Source organism: Rathayibacter sp. CAU 1779, assembly GCF_054551755.1.
Map to the genome: position 1 here is coordinate 916,245 of NZ_JBTOLK010000001.1, position 13,400 is coordinate 929,644.

The following is a 13,400-nucleotide window of genomic DNA, read 5'->3' on the forward strand; positions in this document are numbered from 1 at the left end:
GCGAACTCACGTGACAGCTGCGCGGGGCCTCAGACAGCTGGCTATTCGGGCTCAACCGGCAGCTGGAGAGTCTGTTTCGACGAGCTCGAGCAGCGGCAGAGCGGACCTCAACGAGCGGATGCGGACCGGATCAGTCGGCGCCGAGGTCGAAGGCCGCGCCCTCGTTCGCGGCATCCAGTTCGACCTGCTCCGTGGTCTCCGGCTGGCCGGCAGCGATCTCTCCTGCGTCGCCGGTGTCCAGCTTGCCGACGAGCTGAGCTGTCGCCCCGCCGATCACGCCGGCTGCCGAGTACTGCTCGAGGCGGGCGCGCGAGTCGGCGATGTCGAGGTTGCGCATGGTCAGCTGGCCGATGCGGTCCTCGGGCTCGAACGCGGCATCCCCGACTCGCTCCATTGACAGCTTGTCGGGGTGGTAGCTGAGCGCCGGCCCCTGCGTGTCGAGGATCGAGTAGTCGTCGCCACGACGCAGTCGCAGCGTGACCTCACCGGTGACGGCGGATCCGACCCAGCGCTGGATGCTCTCCCGCAGCATGAGCGACTGCGGGTCGAACCAGCGGCCCTCGTACATGAGGCGTCCGAGCCGGCGACCCTCGTTGTGGTAGTTCGCAACGGTGTCCTCGTTGTGGATGGCGTTCAGCAGGCGCTCGTACGTGATATGCAGCAGCGCCATGGCCGGAGCCTCGTAGATGCCGCGGCTCTTCGCCTCGATGATGCGATTCTCGATCTGGTCGCTCATGCCAAGGCCGTGGCGTCCGCCGATCGCGTTCGCCTCGAGCACCAGTGCCACCGGGTCGTCGTACTCGACGCCGTTGATGGCGACGGGACGTCCCTGCTCGTAGCGCACCGTGACATCCTCGGATGCGATCTCGACGTCCTCGCGCCAGAACGGAACGCCCATGATGGGCTCGACGATGGTCATCGGGGTGTCGAGCTGCTCCAGCAGCTTCGCCTCGTGCGTTGCGCCCCAGATGTTCGCGTCAGTGGAATAAGCCTTCTCGACGGATGCCCGGTACGGCAGGTCGCGCGCCTGCAGCCACTCGCTCATCTCCTTGCGTCCGCCGAGCTCGGAGACGAAGTCGCGATCGAGCCACGGCTTGTAGATGCGCAGCCGCGGGTTGGCCATCAGGCCGTAGCGGTAGAACCGCTCGATGTCGTTGCCCTTGTACGTGGATCCGTCGCCCCAGATCTCCACGCCGTCCTCGAGCATGGCGCGCACGAGCAGTGTGCCCGTCACTGCGCGTCCGAGCGGTGTCGTGTTGAAGTACGTCTTGCCCCCGGAGCGGATGTGGAACGCACCGCACTGCAGCGCGACGAGTCCCTCTTCCACAAGCGGCAGCTTGCAGTCGACGAGCCGCGAGAGCTCGGCGCCGTACTGGCCTGCGCGGCCGGGGATGGCATCCACATCGGGCTCGTCCGGCTGGCCGAGATCGGCCGTGTACGTGCAGGGCACGGCGCCCTTCTCGCGCATCCACGCGACCGCAACGGAGGTGTCGAGGCCTCCGGAGAAGGCGATGCCGACACGTTCGCCGACGGGAAGGGATGCGAGCACTTTGGACATGCGTAAAAGCCTACGGGCGATTGAGGCTAGGGAAGAACGAGCTCGCTCGTCCTTCCCTAGCCGATTGAGTCCGTGAGGGCCGCAGGCCCGATACGGGCGATTGAGGGGTGCGAAGAACGAGCCTGCATGGTCCGCCTGGTTGTCGCGAGCCCATCCACTGCCGGGCTCCCGCACTTCCTCTAAGGAGTTGCGCGCCGCGAAGTCAGCTTCGCCTCCGCCGCCTCCAGCCGCGGTGCCGGGATGCCGAGGCGCCGCGCTTCGGTGAGGGTGTCACGGCAGACGGCGTGGGGCTCGCGCGCGTCGGGGTCGGCGTGTGCTCTCAATGAGCGGCTGAGTCCGGGGATGTGCGCGGTCGCCCAGGCGAGTGCGGTTGATGTCAGCGTTGCAGGCGCCCGGTAGAGCAGCAGTCCGCGACGGTGTCGTCGAAGGTCGATGCCGCGGGCCTCGAGAAGGGGGATGAGCTCGCGTGTGGTCAGCAGGGCTTCGCGGAGGCCAGCCCTGGATCCGACCAGCTTCGACAGGGTCCCGGCCAACAGCCCTTGGGAATGCATGCCCGCGTCTGCGATGAAGTGGAGCCAAAGCCAGCCGCGGAAGTCCGGCACTTCTCTGATCCGAAGTCCGGCATCGCGGAAGGCCTGACGCACGTCGTGCTCGCGCCGGCTGGGCGCCCCGTCGAGCGTTCCGAAGAGCACCGACGGAAGCAGCATTGCCGTGAGGGTGCCGCTGCCGTCGAAGCCGCCGCCGGCCTGCGGAAAGCCCCAGGCGAGCCGATCGGCGGGCAGGGGAGCAACCGCGTCGAGTGGCTCGGACCAGATGTTCCCGAAGACGAGCACCGTGGCACGGCCGAGGCGCGGGGCGAGGAACTGGGCGGCATCCGTCAGCTGGCTGTGGGCCACGCTCAGCAGGATGAGGTCGAAGTCGTGCCCGGGTTCCAGCTCTTCGCGATACCGCACGGGCCATGTCTCGACGACGGGCCGTTCGCGCAGTCCCTGTCGGCCGTCGACCAGATCGAGGCCCACCGTTGGTCCATAGCTCGCGGCGCGGCCGGGACGGACGTAGAACTCGACGTCATGGCCGGCTTGCTCGAGTGCCCACCCGTAGATGGTGGCGATCACGCCCCGGCCGAACATCAGAATCCGCATCTCGGGCGCCCTTTCGTTGCGGTGTACGAAACCGTATCGTACCCTAGTTCCATGTCACCTGATCCGCCTCGCTCTCGGATGTCTCCCGAGCGGCTCGCGGAGCTGTTCGCCGCAGTCCACGAGCTCCTGCTGGAAGTGGGTTACGAGCGGCTGACGTTGGACGGAGTCGCTGCCCGCGCACACGCGAGCAAGGCGACCCTGTATCGGCAGTGGGGCAGCAAATCCGGCCTCGTCATGGCGGCGCTGACCTTCGCGGGCGCCCAACACCGCCCTCTGCTCGGAGATGCAGGCGCCGCGTCGCTCGATGAGGCGTTCGCGCAGATGCCTGGAGCCGAGCTCGTCTCCGACGGGGACCTCAGGATGGGCTTCATGCTGCTCCAGGCGGCGTCGAGCGACCCGGAGTTCGCAACTGCCTTGCGCAACGACATCATCGCGCCGCGGGTAAGCGAGCTGGCTGAAATCTTCGAGGCTGCCGCCGACCGTGGTGAGATCGTCAGGGACTCGCCGCTGTTCCAGCGACTGGCGTATCTCGTCCTCACCGATCTCGCGTTCTTCCCCCTGCTCAACGGCCAGAGCGACGACCAGGCGGCCAGCGGGGACCTGTTCCGTCGGATCATCCGCCCGGCGCTCACTTTCACCGACTCCCGCGACGGAGACTGACCCTGCGGCACACTCGCGTTCACGCGCTCACAGCCCGCGTGGCCGCGCGATGCCACCTCATCCGGGGTGAGGAGCATGCGTCGGTGAAGACAATCGCCGGCACCTTACGTCGGCGAGGCTGACCGGAACCGAGGAGGACGAATCGGGCGCTACTCGACGTCGTTGAGGCGCTGGAACAGCAGGTGATCCTGCCACATACCGGCGATCTTCAGGTATCGCGGAGCCAGCCCATACCGTTCGAATCCCGCACGAACAAGGACCTTCTGCGACGCCGTGTTCGCTGCCAGGGTTTCTGCCTGGACGCGATGCAGTTCGAGTTCCTCGAACGCCCACTCGACCGCGGCCTGCACTGCCTGAGTTGCGAGGCCCTTGCCGGTCTGATGCTCCGAGAGCCAGTACCCCATGCTGCAGGACTGGAAGGCGCCCCGAACAATTCCGCTGAGGGTCAGCCGACCGGCGATCTCGCCCTCGTCGTCAAGCACCACAAGGGGCAGCGCCTCGCCATGCTGATGTCGCTCCAATGCTGCTGCGATGCCAGCGCGCTGACCGTCTACCGTGAAGTACTCGGCGGGTCGCACCGGATCCCATGGTGCGAGGAACTCGCGGTTGCGCGCGACCAGCCGTGACAATGCCACGTCGTCGGTCGGGTCGATGAGTCGAATGCGTGCCGCCACGCAGTCAAGGGTTCCACGGCAAGGTCAGGGAAGGGTGAATCCAACCGTCTGAAGCGCGCACAATCGGCTCCATCGCCTGGCAGGGGTCGCGCCGCAATGCTCTATATGGTTGCGATCATGACTGTCGACTCGCGGGATCTCACTTGGCGTCCGATGGCCGTGTCCGACGGTGCGGCGATGGCCGACCTCCTGAACGCGATCGATGTGGAGGACCACGTCTGGGGGCAGTACACCATAGAGGATGCGACCGAGGAGCTGGACTCACCGGTCGACGACCTCGGGACATCCACTCTGGCGGTGTTCGACGGCGCGACAATGCTCGGCTTCTCGGCGGTCCACTACAAGCCGATTGCCCAGACCGTCCACCGGGTGCAGGCAGCCGGCGCCGTCCGCCCCACCCATCGGCGCCAGGGACTCGGGACGAAGCTCATGCAGCACGGGCTGGCGACCGCCGAGGCGCTGCACGCGCTGCATCACCCCACGCTCCAGCTGGTCGTCGAATCCATCTATGGCGAGCATGTTCGCGGGGCAGTCGCCCTCTACCGTGCTGCAGGCATGACGGCGACGAAATGGAGCCGACACATGAGGCATCCGCTCGGCGCCGCCATTCCGCACGCTCCTCTGCCAGACGGCCTGCGAATCGAGGGCTACACACTCGAGACCGACGAGGAGTTCCGCGCGGTACGCAACGAGGCCGTCGAGCACGACTCGGGCGGGTCGCAGCTCAGCGCCGAGGAGTGGAAGGTGTGGGCCGTGAACGCGAGCTTCCGGCCCGAGCTGAGTTTTCTGCTCCGTGACGTCGAGACGGGAACCGCGGCCGGGATCCTCCTGGTCGTCTCATGGGACGCGGAGACGGCAGCGACCGGAATTCGTGACGCCTACTTCAGGGTCATCGCCACGCGGCCCGCATACGAGGAGAGCGGCGTCACCGAAGCCCTCATCTCACACACCCTTCGCGCCGCGCAGGACCGGGGCTACGGACGGGCCAGCCTTCGTGTCGATGCCGATGGTTCAGGCAAAGAGTTCAGAGCGTACGAGAGCGCCGGGTTCGTCACCAACGACACCCAAGTCCATTACTCCATCGAACTCTGACGCACTCCGGCGTCTCAACCGGACATCGGCGTTGGTCGCCTGAGCGATTTCCACACGGCAAGCCCATCCTCGGCAGCCGGATTGGCTCAGTGCGAATCGGTGCATCCCACCTAGGGTCGAACTCATGACGGATGCCGCTGCCCACCTCACAAGCACCAACGACCGAGCTCTCGCCCTCAAGGCGCTCTACGAAGCCCTGGAGATCGTCCGGGTGGTGAACGTGTGGGATGCCGTGAGCGCCCGCGTCGTCGCCGCACTTCCGCAGACCACGGCCATCGCCACGGCGGGCCACTCGATCGCCGCCAGCTTCGGATATGCCGACGGCACGATGCCCGTCGACCTCGCGCTCCAGGGGGCGCGCACGATCGCGGACGCCGTCGACCTTCCGGTGACGGCCGACCTCGACGACGGATACGACGAGCCGGGCGAGACGATCCGTCGCGCGATCGGATTCGGCATCGTCGGCGCCAATGTCGAGGACCGTCTGCGTCCGTTCGACGAGGCGGTGGCGCGTGTCCAGGCCATCACTCGGGCTGCGGAGGAAGAGGGTGTGGCGTTCCAGTTGAACGCGCGCACCGACGCGATGTTCCTCGGCGGCGAACGGTCGCTCGACGACCGGATCGCGGATGCCATCGCCCGCGGCCGCGCGTTCCTCGACGCGGGTGCAGCGCTGGTCTTCGTGCCGGGCGCGGTGACGGCGGACGTCGTCGAGCGCCTCGTCGAGGGCATCGGCTGGGGGAAGATCTCGGTGATCGGCCTGCCCGGCGCGCTGCCCGCATCCGCATACGAGAAGCTCGGCGTTGCCCGCATCTCATACGGACCGCTGCCGCAGCGCGCGGCACTGAAGGCACTGCAGGACCTCGCGGAGGATCTGTACGGCGAGGGCGTCATCCCGACGGATCTGCCCGCGCTCAACTGACGGCGGGCCTGTCGCCCGCGCCCGCACGCGCGTAGCCTGCCCGGAGGCGTCCGCACAACGACCGGGTGGAGACGATGCGCGCAACGAAGCTGACGGCGAACCTCTCGGTTCCCGACATCGAGACCGCGAAGTCCTTCTATACGGACTTCCTCGGACTGGGAACCGAGGAGTTCAACCTCGGATGGGTCGCGCGGCTCACGGATCCCGAGTCGGGAGCGCACGTCCAGCTCGTGACGCGCGACGCCGACGCACCTGTCGACTCCGTCATCTCCGTGCACACCCCTGACGTGGATGCCGCGTACGAGGAAGCACGCCGGCTCGGCTATGAGATCGTGCTGCCGCTGAAGACGGAGCCCTGGGGTGTTCGGAGGTTCTTCGTGCGCGCACCGGACGGCAACGTGGTCAACATCGTGCAGCACGCGGACTAGGGCATGTCTGACAATTCCCGAAACGTCGGACGCGTCCGGGTGCCCCGACTCGTGCGCGACGGCACACCGCGCCTCCGATCCCCGGCGCGGCTGGCGCGCGTGCGCGAGCCTCACCCGAGCGTGTCGATCTGCTTCTTCGTGATGTCGATCGAGGCCTGCAGGTAGTTCGCGAGGAACTCCAGCTGCTCGACGGTGTACGAGTCGTGCAGGTGCGCGAACGCCTCGCCGATCCCCTGGTACACGTTCGGGCCGGCGGCGAGCGTCTCGAGGTTCGCCGTGACGAGAACGCGGCGGCGGTCGGCGGCATCCGGTGCTCGCCGGGCCATGCCGTGCTTCTCGAGCCGGTCGATGACACCCGTCACGGCGCCCGAGGTGACGCCCAGCGCCTCCGCGAGCTGGCCGGCCGTCTTGCCGCCCTCGCGCATCAGAAGGTCGAGGGCCTTCATGTCCGTGACGCCCACACCGTATCCGGCAGCGGCCTTCTGCTGGAACAGGGCGGTCATCGTCGCGGATTGCGCGCCGAGGTCCGTCAGTCGGGCCATGAGCTCGCGGCGATCCGCATCGGACATACTGCTGCCTCTTCCATTTGTCTGAGATACTAAGTATCTTAGTTACTAAGAGATTATCGGATCACGAAAGGTCGCTCACATGTCCACCATGGAATCCTCCCCCGCCTCGGCATCAGACGGCGCGCGCGACGCCGCATCCCGCCGATCGACGGGCACCAGCCGGTCGGATGCCACGCCTCGCGCCACCCTCTCGGCTCACCTCGTCACCTCTGCCGACGGCACCCCGATCGAGTACTTCACCGTCGGAGCGGGACCGGCGATCGTCGTCGTGCACGGCGCGATGCAGTCGGCAGGGAGCCAGCGAGACCTCGCCGATGCCCTCTCGGACCAGTTCACGGTCCACCTCATCAACCGGCGAGGCCGAGGGCGCAGCGGACAGTACCCGGCGATCGATGCGTACGGAACGGCCACGGATGTCGCCGACGTCGAGGCCGTGCTCGCGGCGACCGGCGCCATCGGGATGCTCGGCATCAGCTCGGGCGCCGTGATCGCCGCAGAGGTGGGGAGGCGTCATCCGCAGCTCCGGGTGGCACTCTTCGAGCCGCCGTTCGTCGTGGACGGATCACTGGACATGGACGGATTCCTGCCGCGCTTCGACCGTGAGGTCGCGGCCGACGATGTGCCGTCGTTCATGATCACGGCCATGCTGGGTGCTCAGATGGGACCGGGTTTCCTGAGGCTCTTCCCGCGACGGATGCTCCGCTCCAGCACCGTGAAGATGCTCGCCGCGGATGATGCGAAGCCGGTCCACGAGGCCGGTGCGCGCCTCAGGGAGCTGGCGGCATCGCTTCCGTACGATTTCGCGATCATCCAGGAGCACGTGGACCGCATCGACGACTTCGCGGGCATGCGCAACCCTCTGCTGCTGATCTCCGGAACGAAGTCGTCGAAGTACCTGCGGCGATCGGTGGCAGAGCTCGAGCGTCGCAATCCGGCAGCCACGGTGCGGGTCCTGCCGGGAGCCGACCACTCCGCGACCCAGAACACGGCGGACCGCGGTCGCCCGACGGCCGTCGCGCCGCTGCTGCGCACGTTCTTCGTCGACCGCTGAGCGACCCGACCGCCGCTTGAGCGTTCCGACCGCCGGTTGAGTCAGCCGCCGCCGGTTGAGCCTCGCCCCGCCCTATGCTCGTTGCATGGCCAAGCTGGTGCTCACCCTGGTCGGTGACGACCGTGCCGGACTAGTACAGACCGTCGCCGAGGTGGTCGGTGCCCACGGCGGCAACTGGGAGACGAGCGAGCTCGCCGAGCTCGCCGGCACGTTCGCGGGCATCGTGCTCGTCTCCGTCCCCGACCGGTCGCTCGACGACCTGAAGGCCGCGCTGCAGAACCTCGACGGCCTGCTCACCGTTGCCGTGCACGGGAGTGCGGATTCCGCCGGCGAGCGATCCGGACGCCGGTTCACGTTCACCGTGCTCGGCAACGACCGGCCGGGAATCGTGCGGGATGTGACGAGCATCCTGAACCGTCACGGCCTCACCATCGACTTGTTCTCCAGCGAGACGCGCGAAGCGCCGATGGCGGGTGGCACGCTGTTCGAGGCGACCGTCACGGCGCGATCGAGCGACGAGGATGCCGTGCAGGCGGCCATCGAGGAGCTCGAACGGCTGGCAGGCGAGATCCAGGTCGACCTCAGCGTGGGCTGAGCCAGACCTCAGCCGGACTCGGTCCGGTACGGCGAGGCTCGCCTCGGGTCGGCTGCTGGCTCATCGCGCCGATCAGACCGTCGAGGCGGCGGCCGTGGCAGTCTTCAGCACCCGGCGTCCCACCACCGTGCACCACGCGCCGACGATGAGGAACACCGGACCGCCGATGATCCCGCACCAGAAGCTGTGAGCGGCGACCGATTCCGGGATGAGGGCGGCGACGATCGCCACCACGACGAGCACGGCGCCCGTGACGTGCAGCACGGTCTGCCTGAAGACCACGGCAAGCGCGAAGAAGTGCGCGCCGACGATGAGCAGGATGTACGGCGCCACGAGCCCCTCGAGACCGACGAGCGGCAGGATGATCCCGCCGGCCGCCGCGATGACGATCTCGCCCCAGAACACCACCAGATACACGCGGAATGCCTTGCTCTTGGGCTCGATCGCGGTGCCGGTGCGCCAATTGCGGATGGCGAGCGGAATGCACAGAGCGGCGAGCCCGAGCCCAAGGATCGAGAGGATCCCGAGCACGATGGACCAGACGAGCGACGGCGGCCCCTCCTGAGCCCATCCTGCCCAGGCCATCGTGGCGACACCGAAGATCGCACCGATCATGACGAGGTCGCGAGGATACCTGAGTGTCAGCACGCGCGTCAGCCTAGGGGAATCCTGTCTGTCTGCCCATGTCCCCGCGGAATCGCGAGACAGTGGCAGCGCCCGCACGTAAGCGCCGAGAATCGGAGGTCCGCCGTGACGCGCCCGGCGCCGACCAGCGATGTGCCGGATGGTCGCGCGGATCTCCGATTCCCAGGCGGTGTCAGAGGCCGACGGCGAACTCTGCCGCCGCGACAGGACGCACGTTGTGGGTTCTGCTGAAGAGGTTCTCTGGGTCGTAAACGCCCTTCACCGCCGCGAGCCGCTCGTATGTCTCTCGCGGATACACCGCGGCGACGTCCGCATCGGAGGCGCCGCTGAGGAAGTTCACGTAGGCGCCGTCGACATACGGGGCGAGCCGTTCCCACATCGCAGCGAAGGCGGGTTCCGCCGCGTCGATGACAGGCTCGGGGCCGGCCATCGTGGTGACGAACATCACCTCGGCGCCGCGGTGGGCGTACGCGGTGGCATCGCCCGACACCCTCGACACCGCCCCGGTGACGCTGCGGACGGAGATGGCGGGTGACCCGGGTGCCGATCCGACAGCGGCGAGCAGCTGCAGCACATCGCCCACCGAACCCTTCGAGACGAACCCGCTGCGCGTGAGGATGCGGAGGCCCGGCGGCAGCATCCCGCCGGCCACGAGCAGTTCCGTCGTGCCCTTGCGCTCGACGTCGTCGGAGATCACGGTGCCGAGGGCGCGGATCGGGTCGAGCGCCGTTGCCGCGAGTTCCTCGTCGTCGCCGTCGAATGCGACGTGCACCTGCACAGGGGCGTCCGGTCCGCCGGCGAACGGATTCGCGAAGTCGACGGTCGACGACAGTTCGTCAGGGGCGATGCGGAGATAGTCCGCCCAGCCCTGGAGTACGGCGGCCGCCTCGTTCGCGGGGAAGGAGACGGTGCCGTGGAAGACGTCCGTCGTGGCGTGCGCGGCGAACTCGAACGTCGTCACGACTCCGAAGTTGCCGCCGCCCCCGCGGAGTGCCCAGAACAGGTCGGGATGCTCGTCGGCGTCCGCTCGAACGACGTCGCCGCTCGCGGTGACCACCTCGGCAGCGACGAGATTGTCCAGAGCCAGACCATGCTTGCGCACCTTCCAGCCGATGCCGCCGCCCAGGGTGAGGCCGCCGACGCCGACGGTCGTTGTGTCGCCTGCCGAGATGGCGAGACCCAACGGTGCGAGAGCGGCGCCCACCTGTCCCCAGGTCGCGCCCCCTCCGATGCGCACGATGTGGCGTTCCGTCTCGAGGAGGGCGACATCCGCGAGCCTGCTCAGGTCGATGACGACCCCGCCGTCGTTGGTGCCGAATCCCGCGAAGCCGTGGCCACCGCCGCGCACGGAGAGGGGGAGTCCCGCTTCTGCGGCGAACGTCACTGCCGTCTGCACGTCGCGGACATCGGCGGGACGCGCGACGATCGCGGGGCTGCCGAATGCCATGACCGTTCGCCGGCCGAGCTCGTATTCGGGCGTGCCCGGTTCGACGAGCTCGCCCTTGAATCCACGACCACGGAGTTCGTGCGCTGAATGGATCGACATGTTCACGTCTCTTTCTCTCGTTGTGCGTGTGTCGACCATCAGACGATCCGGACCGCGGATGTGTGACAGGTCACGTCTGCGCATTGTCACGAAACGGACCTTCCAGGCGTCTCGTGCATGACACGATCGAGGCGAGCAGGCAGGAGCCGGCAATGGGCGAGCGCACAGAAGACACCGAGGATGCTCCGGGCACGGCGGCGGCGATGGACACGGCAGCTGCGGCAGACCGGACGGATTACGCGGGCATCGACGGTGCCGCGAAGACGACGCGGACGGGCGAAGCGACGCCCGCTCGGGGTGTGGATGCGGCGACTCGAGCATTCGTCATCCACCGCAATCTGCTGTTCACCGTCGCCTACGAGATGCTCGGTTCGGCCGCGGATGCCGAGGACGTGCTCCAGGAGACCTGGTTGCGCTGGTCCGGCGTCGACCTGGCCACCGTGCAGAACAGGCGTGCCTACCTCGTGCGGATCACGACGCGACAGGCGCTCGACCGGGTGCGCGCCCTCGCTCGCCGCAAGGAGACGTACGTCGGACCGTGGTTGCCCGAGCCGTTGCTGACAGCGCCCGATGTGGCTGACGACGTGGAGCTCGCCGAGAACGTCTCGATGGCGATGCTCGTCGTGCTCGAGACGCTCACGCCGACCGAGCGGGCGGTGTTCGTGCTGCGCGAGGTCTTCGCCCTCAGCCACGAGGAGATCGCGCAGGCCGTTGACAAGAGCGTTGCCACGGTTCGGCAGATCGCGCACCGGGCGCGCAACCATGTCGAAGCTCGGCGGCCGCGCGAGGTCGTCTCGCCCGCCGAGACCCGTGAGGCGTTGGACGCCTTCCGCCGCGCCTTCCAGACCGGCGAACTGCAGCAGCTGTTCGACATCCTCGCGCCCGATGTCGTGCTTCTCGGTGACGGTGGCGGTGTCGTGCAGGCGGCACTTGCACCGATCGTCGGCGTCGACGATGTCGTGGCACTCTTCAGCAGGGTCGACCGGGCGGCGCTCATCATGCCTGCTCAGATCAACGGCGGTCCTGCCCTCGTGCTCAAGCGCGACGGCCAGGTCGAATCCGTGCTGGCGTTCCGCATCGACAGCGGTCTGATCAGCGGTATCTACGCGGTGCGCAACCCGGAGAAGCTGTCGCGGGTCGAGAGCGCGAATGCGATGAGCCGGTGAGGGCCTGCCGGGAGCGACGCGCGAAGGTCGTGCCTGCACCCGGGCCGGTGCCCGTGCCGGTGTCGCGGGCTCACCGGATGTGCGCCACCCCCACGCGCAGCCGCCGCACCTGATACCGCCACGGCGCCAGCCGCGGCCGATCGAGCGCGAGGCCGGCATCGTCCGCGATCCACTCGACGACCTCGTCGGTCGTGCGTCTGTCGGATTCGACGTGTGTCGCGTAACGCTCCGTCGCCAACGCCGCGACGCACCGCGGGATCTGCCGCACGGCCCACGTCTCCCGGCGCAGTCCGGAGCGGATGAACGCGATCCGCGTGCTCAGCCGCTTCAGCAGTGTCTCCGGGCTGGCGATCAGCGCGTAGTGCCGCACATCGACACCTCGGTCGCGCAGCCCGCCGACGATCTCGTCGAAGTAGTCGTCGCGCACGATCGTCATCGGCACGAGCACCGGTCCGGTGTGGGCGGACTCGGCCTGCTGCAAGGTGTCGACGACGGACGAACGCCACTGCGGGAGGTCTTGGAAGTCGCATCGTGCCGCGGGAGGGAGCATCCGTTGGAAGGCGAAGCCGGGTAGTTCGGGATCGGCGACGTGCGCGTTCGACAGGCGACGCTGCAACTCGAACGCGGTGTGCGTCTTGCCGGCTCCGAACGCTCCGTTGATCCAGATCAGCATGGGGTGGAGCCTACGGCGCCCCGTTCACTCCGCGCCGCCCTTCGGCGCTTCGCTCCGCCGTACGAGCGGCAGGAAGAGCTCGTCGACGATCGACTCGAGCCGGGCGACCGGAACGGGCCCCAGGCCCATGAACAGATCGTTGCGCACCAGATCGAACGGCATCGCGAGCACGGCCGGCGGGATGCTGTCGAGGTCGATCTCGCCTCGGTCGTTGGCCTGCTGATACAGCATCCGGACCCGTGACTCTCGCTGTTCGCCGATGATGCGGTCGCGCGCTTGAAGCGGCGCGAGGCCGGAGTCTCCCAGCAACCCCGAGATGGCGGCGATCCCCGCGATTTCGAAGAAGTCCGCGCTGGTGCGGCCCATGCCCGTCAGCGCGGCGAGCAGATCTCCGCGCAGGGTGCCTGTGTCGGGCACGCCGACCGGATGCAGCCGCCGGTAATGCTCGAGTGCCGAGAGCACGAGCTGGTCCTTGTTGGGCCAGCGGCGGTACAGCACGGGCTCGCTCGTCTGTGCGCGCGCGGCGACCGACCCCATAGTCAGTCGTCCGTAGCCGACCTCGACCAGCTCGTTCCACGCGGCATCGAGCAGCGCGGACTGGAGCTCCTCACCGTGTCGGCGGCGACGGATCTTGGCGGAATCCTGGGAATCCATGTGTTCACCTTAGAAAGGCTTGCCTTTC

Annotated in this window: 15 protein-coding genes; 7 read left to right on the top strand and 8 right to left on the bottom strand. The window is 67.9% G+C overall.

What is annotated here, in order from left to right:
- Positions 1 to 130 precede the first annotated feature (130 nt).
- Positions 131 to 1,558, bottom strand: coding sequence for an argininosuccinate synthase (gene argG, locus ACX9R5_RS04185; RefSeq protein WP_459407736.1), 1,428 nt, complete (start codon positions 1,556 to 1,558; stop codon positions 131 to 133).
- 179 nt (positions 1,559 to 1,737) lie between these two features.
- Positions 1,738 to 2,700: a ketopantoate reductase family protein gene (locus ACX9R5_RS04190; RefSeq protein ID WP_459407737.1), complete on the bottom strand. Its 963-nt coding sequence runs from the start codon at positions 2,698 to 2,700 to the stop codon at positions 1,738 to 1,740.
- Positions 2,701 to 2,751: 51 nt separating this feature from the next.
- Here ACX9R5_RS04190 and ACX9R5_RS04195 point away from each other — a divergent pair, with 51 nt between their 5' ends.
- Positions 2,752 to 3,360 carry a TetR/AcrR family transcriptional regulator gene (locus ACX9R5_RS04195; protein ID WP_459407738.1) on the top strand — a complete coding sequence of 203 codons (609 nt, stop codon included), beginning with the start codon at positions 2,752 to 2,754 and terminating at the stop codon, positions 3,358 to 3,360.
- 149 nt (positions 3,361 to 3,509) lie between these two features.
- Here ACX9R5_RS04195 and ACX9R5_RS04200 read toward each other — a convergent pair whose 3' ends face one another.
- A complete protein-coding gene (locus ACX9R5_RS04200; protein WP_459407739.1) occupies positions 3,510 to 4,034 on the bottom strand; it encodes a GNAT family N-acetyltransferase in 525 nt (174 codons plus the stop codon).
- A gap of 117 nt (positions 4,035 to 4,151) precedes the next feature.
- On the opposite strand from ACX9R5_RS04200, the gene ACX9R5_RS04205 reads away from it, so the two are divergent.
- The 3 genes from ACX9R5_RS04205 (at position 4,152) to ACX9R5_RS04215 (ending at position 6,473) form a co-directional block, all read left to right on the top strand.
- The gene (locus ACX9R5_RS04205; protein WP_459407740.1) at positions 4,152 to 5,126 is read left to right on the top strand and encodes a GNAT family N-acetyltransferase; all 975 of its coding nucleotides are present in this window, start codon (positions 4,152 to 4,154) and stop codon (positions 5,124 to 5,126) included.
- 124 nt (positions 5,127 to 5,250) lie between these two features.
- Complete coding sequence (locus ACX9R5_RS04210) at positions 5,251 to 6,045, top strand: isocitrate lyase/PEP mutase family protein (protein WP_459407741.1); 795 nt, start codon at positions 5,251 to 5,253, stop codon at positions 6,043 to 6,045.
- A gap of 74 nt (positions 6,046 to 6,119) precedes the next feature.
- Positions 6,120 to 6,473: a VOC family protein gene (locus ACX9R5_RS04215; protein WP_459407742.1), complete on the top strand. Its 354-nt coding sequence runs from the start codon at positions 6,120 to 6,122 to the stop codon at positions 6,471 to 6,473.
- A 110-nt stretch (positions 6,474 to 6,583) separates the two neighbouring features.
- Here ACX9R5_RS04215 and ACX9R5_RS04220 read toward each other — a convergent pair whose 3' ends face one another.
- On the bottom strand, positions 6,584 to 7,042 hold the full coding sequence (locus ACX9R5_RS04220) for a MarR family winged helix-turn-helix transcriptional regulator (RefSeq protein WP_459407743.1): 459 nt from the start codon (positions 7,040 to 7,042) through the stop codon (positions 6,584 to 6,586).
- 79 nt (positions 7,043 to 7,121) lie between these two features.
- Here ACX9R5_RS04220 and ACX9R5_RS04225 point away from each other — a divergent pair, with 79 nt between their 5' ends.
- Together ACX9R5_RS04225 and ACX9R5_RS04230 are read left to right on the top strand one after the other, a co-directional pair.
- On the top strand, positions 7,122 to 8,093 hold the full coding sequence (locus ACX9R5_RS04225) for an alpha/beta fold hydrolase (RefSeq protein ID WP_459407744.1): 972 nt from the start codon (positions 7,122 to 7,124) through the stop codon (positions 8,091 to 8,093).
- An 85-nt stretch (positions 8,094 to 8,178) separates the two neighbouring features.
- Positions 8,179 to 8,688: a glycine cleavage system transcriptional repressor gene (locus ACX9R5_RS04230; RefSeq protein WP_459407745.1), complete on the top strand. Its 510-nt coding sequence runs from the start codon at positions 8,179 to 8,181 to the stop codon at positions 8,686 to 8,688.
- A 72-nt stretch (positions 8,689 to 8,760) separates the two neighbouring features.
- On the opposite strand, the gene ACX9R5_RS04235 is transcribed toward ACX9R5_RS04230, so the two are convergent.
- Both ACX9R5_RS04235 and ACX9R5_RS04240 read right to left on the bottom strand, forming a co-directional pair.
- Positions 8,761 to 9,336: a hypothetical protein gene (locus ACX9R5_RS04235; protein WP_459407746.1), complete on the bottom strand. Its 576-nt coding sequence runs from the start codon at positions 9,334 to 9,336 to the stop codon at positions 8,761 to 8,763.
- Between the two features lie 169 nt (positions 9,337 to 9,505).
- The gene (locus ACX9R5_RS04240) at positions 9,506 to 10,879 is read right to left on the bottom strand and encodes an FAD-binding oxidoreductase (RefSeq protein ID WP_459407747.1); all 1,374 of its coding nucleotides are present in this window, start codon (positions 10,877 to 10,879) and stop codon (positions 9,506 to 9,508) included.
- 152 nt (positions 10,880 to 11,031) lie between these two features.
- Here ACX9R5_RS04240 and ACX9R5_RS04245 point away from each other — a divergent pair, with 152 nt between their 5' ends.
- Complete coding sequence (locus tag ACX9R5_RS04245; RefSeq protein WP_459407748.1) at positions 11,032 to 12,045, top strand: RNA polymerase sigma-70 factor; 1,014 nt, start codon at positions 11,032 to 11,034, stop codon at positions 12,043 to 12,045.
- 70 nt (positions 12,046 to 12,115) lie between these two features.
- Here ACX9R5_RS04245 and ACX9R5_RS04250 read toward each other — a convergent pair whose 3' ends face one another.
- Positions 12,116 to 12,718 (bottom strand): AAA family ATPase, encoded by a 603-nt coding sequence (locus ACX9R5_RS04250; protein WP_459407749.1) that lies wholly within the window; start codon positions 12,716 to 12,718, stop codon positions 12,116 to 12,118.
- Between the two features lie 24 nt (positions 12,719 to 12,742).
- Positions 12,743 to 13,372, bottom strand: coding sequence for a TetR/AcrR family transcriptional regulator (locus tag ACX9R5_RS04255; protein ID WP_459407750.1), 630 nt, complete (start codon positions 13,370 to 13,372; stop codon positions 12,743 to 12,745).
- Positions 13,373 to 13,400 lie beyond the last annotated feature (28 nt).